Origin of the sequence: Tsukamurella paurometabola DSM 20162 (assembly GCF_000092225.1) — a bacterium.
Taxonomy (GTDB): Bacteria; Actinomycetota; Actinomycetes; order Mycobacteriales; family Mycobacteriaceae; genus Tsukamurella; species Tsukamurella paurometabola.
In genome coordinates, this window is the sequence record NC_014158.1 from 2,131,062 (window position 1) to 2,149,770 (window position 18,709).

The window sequence follows — 18,709 nt, forward strand, 5'->3', positions numbered from 1 at the left end:
CCCGCCGCCGTGACTTCACCCACTGCGCTCGATGCGATCATCGAGGGTGTGCGCGCGGACCTCGCCGCCCGTGAGGCGGTGCTGGACCTGGCCGCCGTCAAGGCCGCTGCGAAGGCCGCGCCGCCCGCCATCGACGCCACCGCCGCACTCCGTGAGCCCGGCATCGCCGTGATCGCCGAAGTGAAGCGGGCGAGTCCGTCGAAAGGGGATCTGGCAGGCATCGCCGACCCCGCTCAGCTCGCCGCCGAGTACGAGGCCGGGGGAGCGCGTGCGATCAGCGTGCTCACCGAGGAGCGCCGCTTCAAGGGCTCGCTCGCCGATCTCGACTCCGTGCGTGCAGCGGTGCAGATCCCGGTGCTGCGCAAGGACTTCATCGTCTCGCCCTATCAGATCCACGAGGCCCGGGCGCACGGCGCCGATATCGTGCTGCTCATCGTCGCTGCGCTGGAGCAGTCGGTGCTCGTCTCCCTGCTGGACCGCATCGAATCGCTGGGGATGACCGCGCTCGTCGAGGTGCATACCGAAGACGAGGCCGACCGCGCCCTGGAGGCCGGTGCAACAGTGATCGGAGTGAACGCACGCAACCTCAAGACGCTTGAGGTGGACCGGGATTCGTTCGCCCGGATCGCCCCGGGCCTGCCGTCGTCGGTGATCAAGATCGCCGAATCGGGAGTACGCGACAGCCGGGATCTTCTGACTTACGCCGGCGCCGGTGCCGACGGTGTCCTGGTCGGCGAGGGACTCGTTACCGCCGGTGACCCGAGGTCGGCGGTGGCCGATCTGGTCACCGCCGGATCGCACCCCAGCTGCCCGCGCCCCGCGCGCTGATCAGGCCGTTGCGCCGGACCGGTCCAGTTCTCGCTGCGCCAGCTCGATCGCTCCCCGTACCGGATCGACGGTGAGCACCCGGACGTCCGCCACACCCCGCAGTCCCAGGTGGTGCCGGACGCGGCGCTGCAAGGCGGGTTGATGTACCGCGAGCCCGCCCGCGAGGATCACCGGTCCGGCCGAGCCGATCCGCTCGGCTACCGACATCGCGATATCCGTCAGGGCGAGCGCCGCATGGTCGATGATCTCCGTACTGGCGACATCGCCGGATTGGGCGAGTTCGAAGACGACGCGGGCCCGCCCCGCCCAGTACCTGCGTTCGGTCTGCGCGTAGAAGTGGTCCAGTAGCTCATCGGGATCCTGCAGTCCGCAGTCCGCCGCCAGCTGCTGGCCGAGGTGATCAGCGGGCTCCTCGCGGTCGATCCGGTCGAGCGTACGACGCACGGCCTCCTTCGCCACCCAGTAGCCGCTGCCCTCGTCGCCGAGGAGGTAGCCCCAGCCGCCCGCACGGGCATGACGCTCGCCTGCGCGTCCCCAGGCCACGGCGCCGGTGCCCGAGATGACGGCGATGCCGTCCCGGACGCCGGCGGCGGCGAGGATGAGCTGGCTGTCGTGCACCACGCGCACCCGGGCACTGGGCACGCGATCGGCGAGGAGCCGGGTGAGCGCGGCGGCGCCCGCCGGAGTCTCCACGCCGGCCGCGCCGGCGCACACCGCGGCGACGTCGCCGACGCCCAGTCGGGTCAGTGCGATATCGAGCTGGCGGCCCGCCTCGACCGGCCCGACGGAGGAGATGTTCGCGCTGCCCGCGAGTGCCTCCGCCACCACGACACCGTTCTCGGCGCGCACCGCATGGGTCTTCGAGCCTCCGATATCGAGCCCGATCACCGTGCCGCTCATCGCGCCACCGCCGGAGACGGCGCGTCGGCGGCAGGCCACTGGGCGTCGTTCTGCCAGTAGTATTGAATGTCTTCGAGCTTGCGGCCCTTGGTCTCCGGGGCGAACTTCAGGACGAACAAGAACGCGAGTACCGTGAGCCCACCGAACACCGCGAACGTGCCCGTGCCGCCGAGCAGCCGACTGTTGAGCATGGTCAGGGTGACCTGTGCGACGATCGCGTTGGCCACCAGGTCCGAGGTGAGCATCGCCGACGAGCCGTAGGCGCGCAGCCGGGCGGGGAAGGCTTCCCCGGCATACACCCAGACCAGCGAGCCGAATCCGAACGAGAACCCGATCACCACCAGGACCAGACCGGCGAAACCGACGACGCCCGCGCTCTGGTGGCCGGCGAAATTCCCGTCGGCCATGCGGTACGCGAGGATCATCACCGCGAACGCCAGGATCATGGTGCCGATGCCGCCCAGGAGGATCGGGCGCCGACCGAACTTGTCCACGGTGAAGATCGAGATGACCACCGCGAGAAGGCCGAACAGCTGGACGAAGGCCGGCAACATGTACTTGCCGAAGTTCCCCTCGTAGCCCATCGAGGCGAAGATGTCCGGGCTGTAGTAGATGATCGCGTTGATGCCGGTGATCTGGATGAAGAAGCCGAGCACGACGACGAAGAAGGTGGCGCGCAGGTAGGGCTGGCGGAACAGCTGGCTGAGCCGACCGCCGGCCTCGTCGGAGAGCTGGGCGCGCATCTCGTCGAGTTCGGCTTCGATTCCGGCGGCAGTCGAACTCGGCTCCACGGAGATGAGCGCGGCCCGGGCCTCGTCCTCGCGGCCGCGAGTCATGTACCAGCGCGCGGTGTCGGGCAGGCGGACCAGGACCAGCGCGACGAGGATAGCGGGCACCGCGGCCGCACCGAGCATCCACTTCCACGCGGCGGCACCGAGATCGGCCAGCAGGTAGCCCAGGACGTAGCCCAGGATGATGCCGACGATGGTGGCGAACTGGTAGGCCACCAGCATCGCGCCGCGGCGCTTCGGCGGCGCGGACTCGGCTACGAACACCGGGACCACGACGACGGAGACACCCACGGTGAGGCCCAGGAGGAACCGGGCGACGAGCAGGAGGGGCACAGTGGGCGCGAGCGCACCGAACAGCGCGAAGACGGTGTATCCGAGGGCGACGGAGATCATCGCGGTACGGCGGCCGACCCTGTTGGCGAACCAGCCGCCGACGATCGCACCGAGGATCTCGCCGACGACGACGACGGTCGCGAGCGCCTGGGTCATCGTGTCGTCGAGGCCGAAGTCGGCGCGGATGAAGTCCTTCGCGGCGGCGATGTTCGAGGTGTCGTATCCGTAGATGACGCCCAGACTCGCCGCAGCGACACCGACCATGACGCCGAGACCGGCGGCCGGCTTCGCAGCCTGCGTACTGCTCATTTCCACTCCTTGAGGTCCACCGCAAGTGATCTATACCAATTGCAGTGAGCCAAGAGTGGCATAGACCACTTTGGCCGTCAAGGGGTACTGTGGCGCACATGGTGGAAACGTCGACGTCGGTCGCCCCCGGAGCTGAGCTGCCCCGCTACTTCCGCGCGAAGGTCGAGGTGCAGCGTAGGATCGCCCAGCTCGGCCACGGTGACACCCTTCCCGCCGAACGCAGGCTCGCCGACGAACTCGGGGTCTCGCGGACCACCCTACGCAAGGCGCTCTCCGAGCTCTCGGCCGAGGGTATCCTGCGCCGCGAGCACGGTAGCGGTACCTACGTCGCCCCACCGAAGGTCGTCCGGGTGCGCCAGCTGACGTCACTGAGCGAGGATATCGGCGTCACCGGCAAGTCCGTCGAATCGAAGGTCCTCGCGTGCGAACACGTTCCCGCCGACGCCGAGACGCAGGCCGCGCTCGAACTCGCCCGGGGAACCCGGGTGTACCGGGTGACCCGGTTGCGGATCGTCGACGAGGAGCCGTTGGCGATCGAATGCGCTCACCTGCGCGGTCCGCTGCGCGGTCTGGCGGACCGGCTCGACTCCACCGCCTCACTGTATCGCACTCTGCGCGAACAGTACGGACGCGACATCGTCGCCGTCGAGGACACCGTGGAGACGGCGCTCGCATCACCGCACGAAGCCGAGCTGCTCGACATCCCGAACGGCCACCCGCTGCTCATGGTTCACCGCCTGGGCCGCGACGCCCAGGGCGCGCCACTGGAGTGGACTCGCAGCGTGTACCGCGGCGACCGCTTCAAATTCGTCGCGCACGCCACTGCCCAGCGGTGAGCGCCGCTATTTGTCGTTCTTCGGCAGTCCCGGTGGATTGATCTCGGAGGAGGGTACCGCCTCGGCATCGAGCCCCCACCGGTGCAAGACCTTCGTGTAGTCGCCACTGCGGATCGTGGACTGGAGCGCCGCTTGCACGGCGCGGATGATGCCGCTGTCCTTCTTCGTTGTGGCACCGATCAGTCCCTGCAGTGAGGATCCGGCACCCGAGACTCGACCGACGATCTTCGTGGCCTGCGGCGTTCCCTTGGTCTGTGCGACATGGAAAGCAGCGATCGGGTTCGGCCCGAAGTAGGCGTCGATCTGGCCCGACGCCAGTGCGGCGTACGTGCCGGTGTTGTCCTGGTAGTTCTTGATCGTGATCGCAGGCTTGCCGGCCGCGCGGAGATCGGCGTCGTAGCGTTGCAGGATGCGCTCCTGATTCGTGCCCGAGCCCACCGCGACGGTCTTACCCGACAGCGAATCCGGCCCGGTGAAGGTGAGCGAGGAGGATTCCTGGACCTCGACTGCCAGGTCGTCCTTGCGGTAGGTGGCGAAGTCGTACTTCTCCTTGCGCGCCTCGGTCACGGTGATGTTCGAGACCCCCAGGTCGAATTGGCCGCTATCGATGCCGAGGAACAGGCCCTCCCATGAAGTGTTCGACTCCTCCAGTTTCAACCCGAGTGCACCTGCGATGAGGTGGGCTATGTCGCTCTCGTCGCCGATGAAGACGCGCTCGTCGTCGGTGGCCGGGAAGTAGAAGGGAGCGTTGCCCGCTCCTGAGCCGTGCCCCACTCGCAGGGTGCCGCGGTCGCGGACTGGCTGGGGGAGCAGGGCCGCCGCGGCCTCGTCCTTCACCGGGATGACGCGGTCCTGATTCGCGGTGAGATTGAGCTGCTGTCCGGCGGCGCCGGTGACGCTCGCCGTGGTCGACTCGGTGCTCTGACCGCCGCAGCCCGCGAGGGTCCCGCCCGTCAGGGCGAATGCGATGCCGAGAGCGGCCAGACGATGTCGGGTGGTCATGCTGTCTCCTTGGAGTTCCAGTGCGTGAGAAAGGCGCGGGTGCGGTCGGTGGCAGGGTGATCGAGGACTGCGGCCGGCGGCCCCGCCGCCACGACTCGCCCCTGATCGAGGAACAGGATCCGGTCGGCGATCCGGCGAGCGAAGGCCAACTCGTGAGTGACGACGACGAGGGTGCGGCCCTCGGCGGCGAGTTCGGTGATGACGGCGTTGACCTCGCCGACCAGCTCGGGGTCGAGCGCCGACGTGGGCTCGTCGAACAGGATCAGATCAGGGTCAAGAGCCAGGGTGCGTGCGATCGCGACGCGTTGCTGTTGTCCACCGGAGAGCTGACCGGGGTAGTGGTCGGCGTGTCGCGCCAAGCCCACCCGATCCAACAGCGTGCGCGCTCGCGACAGTGCCTCCTGGCGGCCACGCCGCAGAGTGAGTCGCTGCGGCCGGGCGATGTTCTCCAGAGCGGTCAGGTGGGGGAACAGATTGAACTGCTGGAAGACGAAACCGATCCGAGCGCGTTGGCGGCGTAGCTCCCGCTCGCGCAGCGCGACCAGGTGATCGCCGCTGCGGCGCACACCGATCAGTTCACCGTCGAGTCGCACCACGCCGGCGGTCGGCTCTTCCAGATGATTGAGCAAGCGGAGCAGAGTCGACTTGCCCGAACCCGAGGGACCGATGATCGAGACCACCTCGCCCGGCGCGACGGTCAGGTCGACGCCGCGGAGCACCTGGTCGTGCCCGAAGGTCTTGCTGAGGCCGACGGCTTCGAGCCGCGGCGGGGTCGGCGCGGTCACTGCGAAACCTCCTTCGCCGCGGTGACCGGAGTGGAGGTGGCGCCGTACCCGCGGGACAGCCGCTTCTCCACGGAGTGCTGTCCGATCGACAGCACGGTGGTGAGGATCGCGTACCAGGCCACGGCGACCAACAGCAGCGGAATGATCCGGCCGTTGCGGCCGTAGATGACCTGCACCTGGTAGAACAGGTCCGGCAAGGCCAGGATGAACACCGCGGTGGTGCCCTTGAGCAGACCGATCACCTCGTTCGCCGCTGGCGGCACGATGGTGCGGAGCGCCTGCGGGAGCGTGATTCGCAGGAGGTGGGCCACTGGCGGGATGCCGAGCGCCCGTGCGGCATCGTGCTGTCCCGGCGCGACACCGAGGATGCCGGCGCGGACGATTTCGGAGCCGTACGCGGCTTGATGCAGCACGATACCGATCACGGCCGCGGTGTACGGCGACAGCAGGTCCTTAGTGGGGGCGTCGGCGAAGGTCGGGCCGAAGGGAATGCCGATGCCGAGCGTCGGGTACAGCGCGCCGAGATAGCCGAAGAACAGGATCTGGACGATCAGCGGAACGGACCGGAATACCCACACGAAACCGAAGCTGAAGCTCGCGAGCACGCGATTCCCCGAGAGCCGGGCCAGCGCGAGTACGCCGCCGAGCAGGAAACCGAGCACGGCACCGATGAAGGTGAGCTGCACCGTGAACCACAGCGCCTCAAGCACGGTGGGACTGAACAGGTAGGCGCCGAACGTGGGCCAGTCGAATCGGGGGTTGGTGATCGCCGACGCGACGAGTTGCGCGAACAGCACCAGGGTGACCGCGACCGCCACCCACCGTCCCCACTGCGCACGGTGGCGGATGGGGAGGGCGGCAAGCTGTGCGAGGTCGGAATCGACGTCGCCTGACGGCGGCCGTGTGAGCGCGAGGGTCATGATGCTCCGGGGGTAGGTGAGGGCGGATGGGCGAGCACGAGGGGAAGCGTTGCCCGAAGGCGGAATCCGAGCGCCTCATAGAGCGCCCGGGCCGAACTGTTCGCGGCGGAGGTATGCAGGAACGGAACTTCGCCGCGCGCACGGATCCCGTGGCCGACGGCACGGATCAGTCGGGTCGCCAGGCCGTGGCCGCGATGGGCCGGGTCGGTGCAAACGGCGCTGATCTCCGTCCACCCGGGCGGGTGCAGCCGTTCCCCGGCGAGGGCGATGAGGCGGCCGTCGCCGTCGCGCAGGCCCAGGTAGGTACCGAGTTCGACGGTGCGGCGCTCGAACGGACCGGGGCGGGTCCGCTGCACGAGATCAAGGATCTCGTCGACGTCGGCGGGTCCGAGGATGTCCGCGTCAGGCGCTTGCGCCGTGCGCAGTCCGGAGCCGTCGTACTGGACCAAGGTGAGACGGTCCGCAACCGTCCACCCGGGTGGGAGCGGCCCGCGCACGCCGCGCAGTGACACCGGCGCGCCCGGGACGGCCAGGCGCGCCAGCGCTGCGAAATCGGCGGCGGAGGGGCACCGGGGGTGACCGACGAACCGGGCCACTTCGGGTGGATACCGGACGACGGCACCGTCGCCGATACGGAACCTGCTGTGCGCGCCGAACAATGACGCCCGCACCGGATCGTCGAGGACGGTGTCGAGAGTCCGGTTCACTGCTGTGGTCATGCCGGAGAACACTGGTCGGTTCGTCCGATTCGAGGAATGGTTGGCGTCGCCATGATTCTGCTTTGACCGAGTGAGGGATACTGGGCTGGTGAGTCTCCCAGAAGCCAGCACCGGACTGTCCCAGCGATCGGCGTACGAGCCGGATGGGACCGGGCACTGGGGAGTCTGGGGCGGTAGACACGTACCTGAAGCGCTGATGGCTGTGATCGAGGAGGTCACGGCCGAATTCGAGAAGGTCCGCAGCGATCGCGAGTTCCTGGCGGAGCTCGACCGGCTCCAGCGGCAGTACACCGGTCGCCCGTCTCCCTTGTACCCGTGCACCCGGCTCGGCGAGCATGCCGGCGGTGCGTCGATCCTCCTCAAGCGCGAGGACCTCAACCACACCGGCAGTCACAAGATAAACAACGTGCTCGGACAAGTGCTGCTCGCCAAGCGGATGGGCAAGACGCGGGTGATCGCGGAGACCGGCGCCGGTCAGCACGGCGTGGCAACGGCGACGGCATGCGCGCTGCTCGGCATCGAGTGCGTGATCTTCATGGGAAAGGTCGATACCGACCGGCAGGCGCTCAACGTAGCCAGGATGCGGTTGCTCGGCGCCGAGGTGATCGCGGTGGCGTCCGGATCGGCGACTCTCAAAGACGCGATCAACGAGGCGCTTCGGGATTGGGTCAGTCACGCCGACGACACCTACTACTGTTTCGGCACCGCCGCCGGGCCGCATCCGTTCCCGCTGCTGGTGCGAGACCTGCAGCGCATTGTCGGAATGGAGGCACGGGAGCAGGTGCTCGACCTCGCCGGGCGGCTCCCGGACGCCGTAGTCGCCTGTGTCGGCGGCGGGTCCAATGCCATCGGCATCTTCCACCCCTTCATTCCGGACGAGGGCGTACGCCTGGTCGGGTGTGAAGCCGCCGGCGACGGAGTCGAAACCGGCAGGCACGCGGCCACCTTCACCGGCGGGACGCCCGGTGCCTTCCAGGGGGCGTACTCGTATCTGTTGCAGGACGACGACGGACAGACGATCGAATCGCACTCGATCTCCGCCGGGCTCGATTATCCGGGCGTCGGCCCGGAGCACGCCGAGCTCAAGGAGTCCGGTCGCGCCGAATACGTCCCGATCACCGACGCCGAGGCGATGGACGCCTTCGAGTTGTTGTGCCGGACCGAGGGGATCATCCCGGCGATCGAGTCCGCGCACGCGGTGGCCGGCGCGCTCAAACTGGGGGCCGAACTCGGCCCGGGGGCGGTGATCGTGGTGAACCTCTCCGGTCGCGGAGACAAGGACGTCGACACCGCCGGGCGGTGGTTCGGGCTGCTCGACGACGAAGGGAACGTAGTGGGGCAGAAGGTGATCGGTGAGGATCTCAACACCGAATTCCGCGACGCCGAGGAGGCCGCGAAATGAGCGCGCTCGCCTCCGTCTTCGAGACCTGCCACGCCGAGAATCGCGCCGCGCTGGTGACCTATCTGCCGTGCGGGTATCCCTCCAAGGACGGGGGCCGAGCGATCGTGGCCGGAATGGTCGGATCGGGCGCCGACATCGTCGAGATCGGCGTGGCGTACAGCGATCCCGTCATGGACGGACCCGTGATCCAGCGCGCCGCCGATGACGCGTTGCGCGGCGGCGTACGGGTGCACGACGTCTTCGGCTACGCGGAGGCGGTCGCTGCGGCGGGTGGCGCGCCGGTCGTGATGAGCTATTGGAACCCGATCCTCAAGTACGGGGTGGAGGCCTTCGCCCGCGACCTCGCGGCCGCGGGTGGTCAGGGGATCATCACGCCCAACCTGATCCCTGAGGAGGCACAGGACTGGATCGCCGCCGCCGACCGGTACGGCTTGGACAAGATCTTCCTGGTCGCCCCGTCGTCGACGACCGAGCGGCTCAGCATGACGGCGGAGGCGTCCTCGGGCTTCCTCTACGTCGCCTCGACGATGGGCGTCACCGGGGCGCGCGACACCGTCGACAACGTCGCTCCGGAGCTGGTTGCGCGGGTGCGCGAAGTCTCCGACATCCCGGTCGGTGTGGGCTTGGGAGTTCGATCGCGCGAGCAGGCGGCCGAGATCGCCGCCTACGCGGACGCCGTGATCGCTGGATCAGCTCTGGTGAGTGCGGCGGCTGAGTCGATCGACGCGGTGAAACGATTGACCGCGGAGCTGGCGGCCGGAGTCCGCGACCGGAGCTGACGTGAGCCAGAGTCGAGGGGAGTTCGCGCAGCGGCGCATGGGATTTCGTCGTGTGGCCGCATTGATTCTGCGGGTCCTGTTCGATCCGGTGGGCTGGCGGAACGCGGGACGCGCCGAATTCGCCTTCATGACCCGAGCACTCACCACGGTGGGGGGCCTCGGCGTGCTCCGCGTCACCATCGCCACACTCAGCGTGATGCTGCTCCCGATCGGCGCCTTCTCGGTCTTCATGCCCTATGGACCGAGCACCACCGGTATACGCATTCTGTACATGACCGCAGCGACGCTCGGTGCGGTCATCGGCATGTTCTGGATCGTGCGGCCGTGGCCGACGGCCGGTCAGGCGATCGCCTTCCTGGCCGCATCCGACGTTCTTCTCGCGACGGGTGTCACGGCGAACCGGATCCCGGAGGCTCGGCTGTCCGGCGCGACTCTGCTGGCCATGCTGGGGATGTACGCGGCGTTCCTACTGGGGTGGCGCGTCCTGCTGGTGCACTGCCTGGCCTGTCTCCTGCTCATCTCGGGTCAGACCGTGTACGGGGTGGTGATCGATGGGCGCGGTTTCTTCGATCTGGTCGCCTACGCGGCGCCCGCCGCCATCATCGTGAGCGCTTTGCCGGTGATGATTCAAGCGGTTATCGAGATCAGCAGGCTGGGCATCACCAAGGTTTCCCGCGAGTGGTACGTCGACAGCCTGACCGGGCTGCTGAACCGGCGCGGTATGGAGGCGTGGATCGCCAGGGCGGTCAGACATTTCGCGACCCCTGATTCGGTGTACATCAGCGCGATCATCGACCTCGACGAGTTCAAGGCCTACAACGACACCCACGGCCACCTTGCCGGCGATGCGCTACTCGCCTCGGTCGGGGCGAGACTGGAGGAGAGCCTGCCCAAGACCTTGGTCGGCCGCAACGGCGGCGACGAGTTCGCCGTGTTCGGAGTCCGCGCGACACGCGCCGAGGCGCAGGACATCGTCGAGAGCCTCGGCCGGCTGATCCGCCCCCGTGGAGGTGCCGCGGGCGACACGATCGCGGCCAGTGTCGGCGTGGCGATCGGCTCCGCCGAGTATGCCGATCGCGTGCGCGATCTGGTCGCCGTGGCCGATGCCGCGCTGTACGACGCGAAGCGCAGCGACGAGCGGTCGATGACGGTTCGCGACGTTGCGATCTCACCGACTTCGGGACACGGCAGCGACACGTCGAGGACACTGAGCACGTAGTCGCCGACGTGTGAACCTGAGGGGGTGGCGAACCGACGTGAACGCCACGCCCAGGTCGCGGTCGACATCGGTGCGTCCGGCGCACCTGCTGTCGTTGGCCCTGCGCCGGGGCCTGCTCAACCGAGAGGCCTGGCGTACCGCGGGCCGGGACGAGTACGCGTTCATGTGGAACGGGGTTTCGCGGCTGCGCGGCGGTCGCCTGGCGATGCGCGTGGTGATCGGTGGGATCGCGGTCCTGATGTTCCCGCTGTCCATCGTGATGGTGTGGCATCCCATGGGGCCGCCCGATCCGCTTCGCGTGGGGTTGTACATCGGCGCCCTGCTCGCGAGCGTGGCTCTAGGGGTGTGGTGGATTCTTGATCCCTGGCCTCGGCGCGGGCACGCGGTGTTCTTCGTGGTGTGCTCGGACGCGTTGATCCTGCTGGGTACGGCGGTGCTGGGCGCTCCCGCTTCGCGGATCTGCGGCACCATCTACCTCGGGATGATCGCGCTGCTCACCGCAGTACTGCTCGGCGCTCGAATCCTCGCACTCCAGTGCGCCTTCTCGCTCACAGTGCTCGGCGTCTATGTGGTGACCGCGCAGATCTTCGACGGCGCGACCTTGCTCGACCTCTACGTCTACGTCGCGCCGGCCGTCACCATGGAGGTGGGCCTCCCGCTGTTCATGCAGGTGATCGTCGAGCTCTCGCGGCGTGGGATGACCCAGATCTTCACCGAGCGCAACCGTGATGCCCTGACGGGTCTGTACAGCCGGCAAGGAATGCGGTTGGCGCTGCGCACACTCGTCCGGGAGCGGCGTCTCGAATTCTGCGTCGTGGCGATGCTCGATCTCGACCGGTTCAAGCAGTTCAACGATGCGCACGGCCACCCCGCCGGGGACCTGCTCCTGGCCCGTACCGCCCGCACACTCCGCGCTGAGCTCGACGGTGCCGTGATCGCGCGGATGGGCGGCGACGAATTCCTGCTGTACGCGATGCGGCCGTCGCGCTACGGCGCCGACTCGGTGGTGCGCACGCTGCGGCGGCTGGTGATGGCATCCAGCGGCGTAGCGCCGATCCGCGGCAGTATCGGCGCCGTCGTGGTGCGGACCCCTGATGCGGTCGCCCTCGAGCGCGCGGCGGTTCAGGCCGATAGGGCGTTGTACGAGGCCAAGCGGGATCGTTCGCTGCGCATCGTGGTGCGTACCCCCGAGGATGTCCGAAACTAACGAAACCTGTTCGGCGCCTTGCTATCGCAACCTGTGACCATCGCGACAGTGCATCCGTGAGAATGCCCGAACTGTACGTATCGGGGGGTAGAGTTCCGCCACGTGATGGGTGGGGCGGCAGCGGATCGCCGAGGCGGCTACGGTGACTGATTCTCGGCGGAAGCCCGTCACCGCGAGTCGTCTCGCGCGGGCGGCCTGGCGGCGCCTGGTCGACGGTGAGGCCTGGCGCAACGCCGGAAAAGCGGAGTTCAAGTTCGCCCAGGAGGGGATCGCGGTCCACGGTGGCGATAACCCGCTCCGGTGGGTGGTCGGCGGACTCGCGCTGCTCATGGTGCCCCTGTGCATCGGCGTGTTGTTCCAGCCGATGCGGCCGCAGAACCCGGTCACGATGGTGGTCTTCGTGCTGGCGTCGAGTGGCAGCCTGGTGGTGGGGCTGTGGTGGCTCACACTGAAGAATCCGCGACGCCGCGACGCCGTCGTCTTCGTCGCGGTGGCCGATATCTGTCTACTCGTGGGATGCCTCGCGCAGGACGGCCCGTCGCGGATCACCGGAACCATCTATCTGGGCATGCTCGCCATGCTCACCGCCTTCCTCCTGGGGTGGCGGCTCCTGCTGGTCCACTGCCTGTTCTCGGTGGCATCGATCATCGCTGTCACGGCGACCACGATGGTGGTCAACGGGTACGCGCTGATGGATCTCTACGTCTATCTCGCTCCCGCGATCACCATCGAGTTCGCGTTGCCGGTGGTGGTGCAGGTGCTCGTCGAATTCGGCCGACGAGGTATCGGCGAGGCGGCCTCCGAACGCAACCACGACGCGCTCACCGGTCTCTACAGCAGACGCGGGCTCCAGTTCGCTCTGCGCCGGGTGTTGTACAAGCGCGGCAGGGGTATCGCGGTGGTCGGTCTCCTCGACCTGGATGGATTCAAACAGTTCAACGACTCCTACGGGCACCTGGCAGGCGACCAGTATCTGGCCGAGACCGCGCAGGCGCTGCGCGGTGGCGTCCGCGAGACACTCAATGCTCGTCTGGGTGGCGACGAGTTCCTCATCGTTGCGATTCGTGATCTGCGCGCCGATGTCGATGCGGTCATCGACGACCTGCGGGCCCTGGTGACACCGGGGCCGTCGGGGGAGCGGACGATTCGCGGCAGCATCGGTATCGCCGTCTCCGAGGGGCTCAACCGCGCTGAATTCGCGGCGGCGGTGGCCCAGGCCGATACCGCCCTCTACGAAGCGAAAGCCGATCGTTCCCTCCGGATCGTGATTCGTGAGGTGGTCGCCGCGCCCTCGCCGGTCCCACCGTGGCGGGCAGGGCTCCCGGCAGCTCCGGAGTGACCGGAGTCACCGACCCGTATTGATGGTGAATCGGGCCTGTTCCGGCGGGTAGACTGGCCCGTTGTGATTACCGCGACCGACCTCGAAGTCCGTGCCGGGGTCCGTACCCTGCTGACGGCCCCCGGCGATCAGCTGCGGGTGCAGGCGGGCGACCGCATCGGCCTGGTCGGGCGCAACGGCGCGGGGAAGACGACCACGATGCGCATCCTGGCGGGTGAGGGTGAGCCGTACGCGGGCAGGGTCATCTCCACCGGCGACGTCGGATACCTGCCGCAGGATCCGCGCGAGGGGGATCTGGACGTGCTGGCCAAGGATCGCGTGCTGTCGGCGCGCGGTCTCGACCAGATCGTCGCCCAGATGCAGAAGCAACAGGTCCGCATGGCCGAGCTGCTCGGCGACGAACTCGACACCGCGGTGCGCAAGTACGGCAATCTCGAGGAGCGGTTCTCGTCCCTCGGTGGGTACGCCGCCGAATCGGAGGCAGCCCGGATCTGCAACAGCCTGGCCCTGCCCGACCGAGTACTCGAGCAACCGCTGCGCACACTCTCCGGTGGACAGCGGCGTCGTGTGGAACTGGCGCGCATCCTGTTCGCGGCCTCGGACGGATCCGGTGGCAAGTCCAACACCACGTTGCTGCTCGATGAGCCGACCAACCACCTCGACGCCGACTCGATCGGCTGGCTGCGCACGTTCCTGCAGAACCACGACGGTGGCCTCATCGTGATCAGTCACGATGTGGACCTGTTGGCGGACGTGGTGAACCGCGTCTGGTTCCTCGACGCCGTGCGCGGCGAGGCCGATGTCTACAACATGGGGTGGAAGAAGTACATCGACGCTCGCGCCACCGACGAGCAACGCCGCCGCCGCGAACGCGCCAACGCCGAGAAGAAGGCGGGTGCGCTCCGGGCCCAGGCCGCGAAGATGGGGGCCAAGGCGACCAAGGCCGTCGCCGCGCAGAACATGCTCCGCCGCGCGGAGCGGATGATGAGCGAGCTCGACGATGTGCGGGTCGAGGACAAGACCGCGCGGATCAAGTTCCCCGCGCCGGCGCCGTGCAGCAAGACCCCGCTCATGGTCAAGAACCTCACCAAGACCTATGGGTCGCTGGAGATCTTCACGGGCGTCGACTTCGCGATCGACAAGGGCTCACGCGTGGTGGTGCTGGGCCTCAACGGTGCCGGCAAGACGACGCTGCTCAAGCTGCTCGCGGGCGTGGAGACACCGGACACCGGCGGGCTGGAGCCCGGGCGGGGCCTGAAGATCGGCTATTTCGCGCAGGAACACGACACCCTCGACGACGAGGCCTCCGTGTGGGACAACATCCGGCACGCGTCGCCGGATGCGGGGGAGCAGGACCTTCGAAGCCTGTTGGGCGCCTTCATGTTCACCGGGCCGCAGCTGGACCAACCCGCGGGCACCCTCTCCGGTGGTGAGAAGACGCGGCTGGCGCTCGCGGGACTGGTGTCGTCGGCGGCGAACGTCTTGCTCCTCGATGAGCCGACCAACAACCTGGACCCGGTGAGCCGCGAGCAGGTGCTGGAGGCACTGCGCTCCTACGAGGGCGCCGTGGTGTTGGTGACGCACGATCCGGGTGCCGCTGAGGCGCTGAACCCGGAGCGCGTGATCCTGCTGCCCGACGGGACCGAGGACCACTGGAACGAGGAGTACCAGGAGCTCATCGAGTTGGCCTGAGCGCGGTGCCGGTCAGGGGAGGATCGAGTCCACGTATCCGCCATCCACGCGGACGGCGCCGCCGGTGGTGGCGGAGGCGAGCGGCGAGCTGAGGTAGACCACCATGTTCGCGATCTCCTCCGGCTCGATGAGCCGCTGGATCAGCGACTGCGGGCGGTGCAGGCGCATGAACTCGCGTTGCGCCTCGTCCCACGGCAGGGCCTTGTCGACGAGCTGGTAGACGAAATCCTCGACTCCCGCGGTGTGAGTCGGTCCGGCGATCACCGAATTGACCGTGACGCCGGTGCCGGCCGCCGCCTTCGCGAATCCTCGCGAGACCCCGAGCAGTGCCGTCTTGGAGACGCCGTAGTGGATCATTTCGGCGGGGATCACGATCGCGGAATCGCTGGCGATGTTGAGGATTCGGCCCCAGCCCGCCGCGGTCATACCGGGTAGCACCAGCCGCGAGAGTCGGGTGGCGGCCAGCACGTTCACCTCGAAGTAGCGCCGCCACTCGTCGTCGCTGATCGAGAGCGGGTCGGCGGCCCCGAAGTTTCCGAGGTTGTTGACCAGGATGTCGATCGCGCCGAGTTCGGCCACGACGCGCTCGGTGTCGCCCTCGTCAGTGATGTCCGCGACCGCACCGACGACGTCGGCATCGTCGACCGCAGCCCGGATGGCAGCGAGCGCGTCGGTGACGCGGTCCTGCGTGCGACCGTTGACGGCGACCCGTGCTCCCGCCCGGGCCAGTCCGGTCGCGATGGCCAGCCCGATGCCCTGGGTGGATCCGGTGACGAGTGCGGTCCTGCCGCTCAGATCGATACGCATACTTCCGACCCTAGTCACGGCGGTTCAGGCGCGCTCCGCGTAGACCAGATCGTTGTTCTCATAGCCCATCGGCGGTCCGACGAAGCGTCCACCGCAGGTGACCAGGATCAGCGTCTCCGGGCCGTCCTGACGGTTCAGATCGCCCACCGGTAGTGCCCCCTTGCCGACCGACATCGTCCGGGTGACTCGGTAGGCGATGGTTCTGCCATCTTTGCCGGTCAGCGAAACGGTGTCGCCGGCGCGGAGAGCTCCGAATCGCTTGGCGAATCCGTCGCCCTGTCGCGCATCGTCGATGTGGCCCGTCACCACGACGGAGCCGCGACCCGAGCCGGGCAGGGCGGAGTCGATCCACCAGCCGACCCGACCGACGTCCTGCGGCGGATACAGCGCCCCCTGCGCGTCGGTTGCCACACCGTCGACCGGGGCGTCGCTCCCACTCGCCGATACGCGCACCGGGGCGGCCGATTCATTCGCGGTGGCGACGACCGGGGCCCGGAGGTCGGATTGAGCGGCCGGATTCGACGGGACCGGTTCGGCCGTGCCTTCGACGGTGCCGCACCCCGCGGCCAGTACCGCCACGGCAAGCACGAGCCCACTGAGCCTGCGCATCTCACCACACCCGCCCCGAAGGGATCGACGAGATCGGCACTCGAACAGCGGGATTACGAACAACGACGGGTGCGGAGATCCTTGCGTTCGTGACCCGCACCTCGAAACCGGGTGGAGTCACCCGGAATGCCACGGCGGCCGGGTCGCGGAGGTAACCCGACGGGGCGACGGTCTCCGTGGCCCGGTAGCAGCCCGGAGGCAACGCGAGTGGTGCCCTGCCGTCAGCGCCAGTGGAGACCGCCCGGATCGTCTCGCCCGATTCGCACTGGGAGATCGCGAACGAGGCGCCGGCCAACGGGACGCCCGATATGCGGTCCGTCTTCACGAGCACACCGGGTACATCCGCGGGTCCCGGCGGGTTCTGCCCGCCGCACTTGAACGTGAAGTTGAGCCGGTTCACCCCGTTCCCCACCACGCGGGAGTACATGTGCGGGCCCACGAGTACGCACTCGCGCGGCCACGCCGTCGGCACCACGGTCAGGCAGTCACCCGGGAATGCACCGCCACCGTTGCCGGCGCTGTCCGTGGCCAGGCCGCCCAGCGGTCGTCCGCTCTCGCAGGCGTACACGGCGTACTGGGAGGCGACGCCGCGTCCGCTGCGGTCCCGTGCGTCCAGGGTGAACCGAACGCCACCGGGCTGCGGCGTGCTGGTCGGCGGCACGATCCCGCCTCGCGCGAGTACGAACCGGAACTCGGCCCGGCCGGCGTTGGTGGTGACGGTGAGCGTCGACGGCGTGAGCAGCCGCCAATTCGTGGGCACGCGTTCCATCCGTGCGGTCACACAGGGACCGGTCACGGTGGTGGCGCCCCCGTCGGCGAGCGAGGCGCCCGGTCCGCCGGTGCACCCCTGCACGAACGCGGTGGCACCGGGAACCGGTGCGCCCTGCTCGTCGACGATCCGCACGGCCCCGACGGTGAGCCGATTCGGTGCCGGCGGCGTCGTGGTCGACGCCGGGGGCGCGGTGCTGCTCGTTGTGGTGGGCGGCGTGGTGGGCCGCGTCGAACCGGGTTCCGGCGGCCGCGTGGTGGGCGGCTGGGTCGTGGTCGGCGCCGTGGTCGTCGGTGCGGGAGTGGCGGTCGACGGTGTCGGCGGCGGGGTGGTGGGCTCGGCGGCCACGTTGCCCGGTACCGCGATGAGCGGTGCCAGCGCGACCGGCACCACGAGCGCCCTGCGGATTCGGTTGTCTCGGGTCGCGTTTCGCATCGCATGCTCCTCGGTGTTCCCTCACGGTCATTGACATGGGGGAGATCGGAGCGCTGCACGCGGAGCGTTAGCCGCGTTATGCGATCGTTATTGCCCGGGAAGCCTTCTAGCGCGCCGGTTCGACGAACGCGGGGCCGCAACCGGCCAGGTCAAGGCCGGTTCCGATGGGGTGCGCGATGGCCTGGCGACACTGGTTGCGATATCTGCCGCGCGCGGAGTATCCGAACCACCGTCCGGTCACAGCAGGCGCCGATGGCGGCCCGCGACGCCGGGCTCGATGAAGAACTCTGTGCCGAACAGCGGGACCAGCAGCCGTGGTGGGAGGCGGACGATCAGCCGCTGAATCCGCGCCACGGGACCCGGCTTCTCCAGCTCGGTCCGGTGCGCGGCGAGCGCCCGCTGCTTCGCCGCGATGTGCCCGCGCACATCGATCCTGTGTGTGATCCGTGCCGATGGGGTGAACCAGGTGCGCGCACGGCCCACATCCGACGCGGAGACCAGGTGGAGACGGGACGCGACGGTGAACAGGCGCACCGGCACTTCGCGGGGCGCTGTCGCCTCGACCAGACGCACCCCCGCGAGTTCGGCCGCCCGCTGGCCGATCGCGTGCACCGCCAGGTGGTCGCGATGCCCGTAGCCGCCGGCGGCGTCGTAGCCGATCAGCAGGTCGGCGGCCACCTCGCGCAGGATCTCGGCCACCTGCTCGGCGGGCTGGTCGACACCGGCGCGCACCAGTCGCACCCGCCCCGGCGGATCGGGATACAGCTCCGCGCCGTGTCCACTGTCGGCGTAGCCGAGCCAGCGGACGTCGTCGACGCCCAGTGCGGCCGCGGCGGCCTCCAACTCGTCGAGCCGCCGACGGGGTTCGGGTTCGTCGTGCACCAGTCCGTCGGTGGCGACCACCAATATCACCCGGTGGCCCGCGGCTGCGAGCGCGGCGAGCGTGCCGCCTTCGAGGATCGTCTCATCGTCCGGGTGGGCGTTGAGCGCGACGACCGAGGCCATGGGCTTGTGTATATCAGCTTCGG

Annotated in this window: 18 protein-coding genes; 8 read left to right on the forward strand and 10 right to left on the reverse strand. The window is 68.6% G+C overall.

Translation table 11 applies throughout. From position 1 onward, the window contains the following. Positions 1 to 9: 9 nt before the first annotated feature. Complete coding sequence (trpC, locus tag TPAU_RS10245; RefSeq protein ID WP_013126680.1) at positions 10 to 828, forward strand: indole-3-glycerol phosphate synthase TrpC; 819 nt, start codon at positions 10 to 12, stop codon at positions 826 to 828. Here the strand turns inward: trpC and TPAU_RS10250 are convergent, their stop codons facing one another. Together TPAU_RS10250 and TPAU_RS10255 are read right to left on the reverse strand one after the other, a co-directional pair. Then, positions 829 to 1,728, reverse strand: a complete 900-nt coding sequence (locus TPAU_RS10250) for an N-acetylglucosamine kinase (protein ID WP_013126681.1) — start codon at positions 1,726 to 1,728, stop codon at positions 829 to 831. Further along, entirely contained in the window at positions 1,725 to 3,161 is a 1,437-nt protein-coding gene (locus TPAU_RS10255) for a sugar porter family MFS transporter (RefSeq protein WP_013126682.1), read from the reverse strand. Before TPAU_RS10255 ends, TPAU_RS10250 begins: the two co-directional genes overlap by 4 nt. A gap of 98 nt (positions 3,162 to 3,259) precedes the next feature. On the opposite strand from TPAU_RS10255, the gene TPAU_RS10260 reads away from it, so the two are divergent. After that, the gene (locus TPAU_RS10260; protein ID WP_013126683.1) at positions 3,260 to 3,997 is read left to right on the forward strand and encodes a GntR family transcriptional regulator; all 738 of its coding nucleotides are present in this window, start codon (positions 3,260 to 3,262) and stop codon (positions 3,995 to 3,997) included. A gap of 6 nt (positions 3,998 to 4,003) precedes the next feature. On the opposite strand, the gene TPAU_RS10265 is transcribed toward TPAU_RS10260, so the two are convergent. The 4 genes from TPAU_RS10265 to TPAU_RS10280 are packed head-to-tail and all read right to left on the reverse strand — an operon-like array spanning position 4,004 to position 7,423. Next, positions 4,004 to 4,999 (reverse strand): ABC transporter substrate-binding protein, encoded by a 996-nt coding sequence (locus TPAU_RS10265; RefSeq protein ID WP_013126684.1) that lies wholly within the window; start codon positions 4,997 to 4,999, stop codon positions 4,004 to 4,006. After that, positions 4,996 to 5,784, reverse strand: coding sequence for an amino acid ABC transporter ATP-binding protein (locus TPAU_RS10270; RefSeq protein ID WP_013126685.1), 789 nt, complete (start codon positions 5,782 to 5,784; stop codon positions 4,996 to 4,998). Before TPAU_RS10270 ends, TPAU_RS10265 begins: the two co-directional genes overlap by 4 nt. After that, positions 5,781 to 6,704 (reverse strand): amino acid ABC transporter permease, encoded by a 924-nt coding sequence (locus TPAU_RS10275; protein WP_013126686.1) that lies wholly within the window; start codon positions 6,702 to 6,704, stop codon positions 5,781 to 5,783. Before TPAU_RS10275 ends, TPAU_RS10270 begins: the two co-directional genes overlap by 4 nt. Beyond that, complete coding sequence (locus tag TPAU_RS10280; protein ID WP_013126687.1) at positions 6,701 to 7,423, reverse strand: GNAT family N-acetyltransferase; 723 nt, start codon at positions 7,421 to 7,423, stop codon at positions 6,701 to 6,703. The genes TPAU_RS10275 and TPAU_RS10280 overlap by 4 nt, the downstream gene beginning before the upstream one ends. Before the next feature lie 70 nt (positions 7,424 to 7,493). On the opposite strand from TPAU_RS10280, the gene trpB reads away from it, so the two are divergent. From trpB to TPAU_RS10310, 6 genes are all read left to right on the forward strand, one after another. After that, positions 7,494 to 8,825: a tryptophan synthase subunit beta gene (gene trpB, locus TPAU_RS10285; RefSeq protein WP_013126688.1), complete on the forward strand. Its 1,332-nt coding sequence runs from the start codon at positions 7,494 to 7,496 to the stop codon at positions 8,823 to 8,825. Continuing rightward, the gene (gene trpA / locus TPAU_RS10290; RefSeq protein ID WP_013126689.1) at positions 8,822 to 9,604 is read left to right on the forward strand and encodes a tryptophan synthase subunit alpha; all 783 of its coding nucleotides are present in this window, start codon (positions 8,822 to 8,824) and stop codon (positions 9,602 to 9,604) included. Before trpB ends, trpA begins: the two co-directional genes overlap by 4 nt. A 52-nt stretch (positions 9,605 to 9,656) precedes the next feature. Further along, entirely contained in the window at positions 9,657 to 10,823 is a 1,167-nt protein-coding gene (locus TPAU_RS10295) for a GGDEF domain-containing protein (protein WP_041944374.1), read from the forward strand. 37 nt (positions 10,824 to 10,860) lie between these two features. Continuing rightward, on the forward strand, positions 10,861 to 12,030 hold the full coding sequence (locus TPAU_RS10300) for a GGDEF domain-containing protein (protein WP_041944375.1): 1,170 nt from the start codon (positions 10,861 to 10,863) through the stop codon (positions 12,028 to 12,030). Positions 12,031 to 12,172: 142 nt separating this feature from the next. After that, positions 12,173 to 13,369, forward strand: a complete 1,197-nt coding sequence (locus tag TPAU_RS23715) for a GGDEF domain-containing protein (protein ID WP_013126692.1) — start codon at positions 12,173 to 12,175, stop codon at positions 13,367 to 13,369. 63 nt (positions 13,370 to 13,432) lie between these two features. Further along, positions 13,433 to 15,061 carry an ABC-F family ATP-binding cassette domain-containing protein gene (locus TPAU_RS10310; protein ID WP_013126693.1) on the forward strand — a complete coding sequence of 543 codons (1,629 nt, stop codon included), beginning with the start codon at positions 13,433 to 13,435 and terminating at the stop codon, positions 15,059 to 15,061. A gap of 12 nt (positions 15,062 to 15,073) precedes the next feature. Here the strand turns inward: TPAU_RS10310 and TPAU_RS10315 are convergent, their stop codons facing one another. The 4 genes from TPAU_RS10315 to TPAU_RS10335 form a co-directional block, all read right to left on the reverse strand. Next, positions 15,074 to 15,868, reverse strand: coding sequence for an SDR family NAD(P)-dependent oxidoreductase (locus TPAU_RS10315; protein WP_013126694.1), 795 nt, complete (start codon positions 15,866 to 15,868; stop codon positions 15,074 to 15,076). Between the two features lie 24 nt (positions 15,869 to 15,892). Continuing rightward, positions 15,893 to 16,477, reverse strand: coding sequence for a class F sortase (locus TPAU_RS10320; RefSeq protein ID WP_013126695.1), 585 nt, complete (start codon positions 16,475 to 16,477; stop codon positions 15,893 to 15,895). 1 nt (position 16,478) lies between these two features. Continuing rightward, positions 16,479 to 17,681 carry a prealbumin-like fold domain-containing protein gene (locus tag TPAU_RS21905; RefSeq protein ID WP_013126696.1) on the reverse strand — a complete coding sequence of 401 codons (1,203 nt, stop codon included), beginning with the start codon at positions 17,679 to 17,681 and terminating at the stop codon, positions 16,479 to 16,481. 237 nt (positions 17,682 to 17,918) lie between these two features. Next, positions 17,919 to 18,686 carry a PIG-L deacetylase family protein gene (locus TPAU_RS10335; RefSeq protein WP_013126697.1) on the reverse strand — a complete coding sequence of 256 codons (768 nt, stop codon included), beginning with the start codon at positions 18,684 to 18,686 and terminating at the stop codon, positions 17,919 to 17,921. Positions 18,687 to 18,709 lie beyond the last annotated feature (23 nt).

Coding starts and splice junctions, on each gene's coding strand:
- TPAU_RS10260 (WP_013126683.1), top strand. CDS start 3,260: ATGGTGGAAACGTCGACGTCGGTCGCCCCCGGAGCTGAGCTGCCCCGC.
- TPAU_RS10255 (WP_013126682.1), bottom strand. CDS start 3,161: ATGAGCAGTACGCAGGCTGCGAAGCCGGCCGCCGGTCTCGGCGTCATG.
- TPAU_RS10320 (WP_013126695.1), bottom strand. CDS start 16,477: ATGCGCAGGCTCAGTGGGCTCGTGCTTGCCGTGGCGGTACTGGCCGCG.
- TPAU_RS10250 (WP_013126681.1), bottom strand. CDS start 1,728: ATGAGCGGCACGGTGATCGGGCTCGATATCGGAGGCTCGAAGACCCAT.
- TPAU_RS10315 (WP_013126694.1), bottom strand. CDS start 15,868: ATGCGTATCGATCTGAGCGGCAGGACCGCACTCGTCACCGGATCCACC.
- TPAU_RS10335 (WP_013126697.1), bottom strand. CDS start 18,686: ATGGCCTCGGTCGTCGCGCTCAACGCCCACCCGGACGATGAGACGATC.
- TPAU_RS10275 (WP_013126686.1), bottom strand. CDS start 6,704: ATGACCCTCGCGCTCACACGGCCGCCGTCAGGCGACGTCGATTCCGAC.
- TPAU_RS21905 (WP_013126696.1), bottom strand. CDS start 17,681: ATGCGAAACGCGACCCGAGACAACCGAATCCGCAGGGCGCTCGTGGTG.
- trpA (WP_013126689.1), top strand. CDS start 8,822: ATGAGCGCGCTCGCCTCCGTCTTCGAGACCTGCCACGCCGAGAATCGC.
- TPAU_RS10265 (WP_013126684.1), bottom strand. CDS start 4,999: ATGACCACCCGACATCGTCTGGCCGCTCTCGGCATCGCATTCGCCCTG.
- TPAU_RS10280 (WP_013126687.1), bottom strand. CDS start 7,423: ATGACCACAGCAGTGAACCGGACTCTCGACACCGTCCTCGACGATCCG.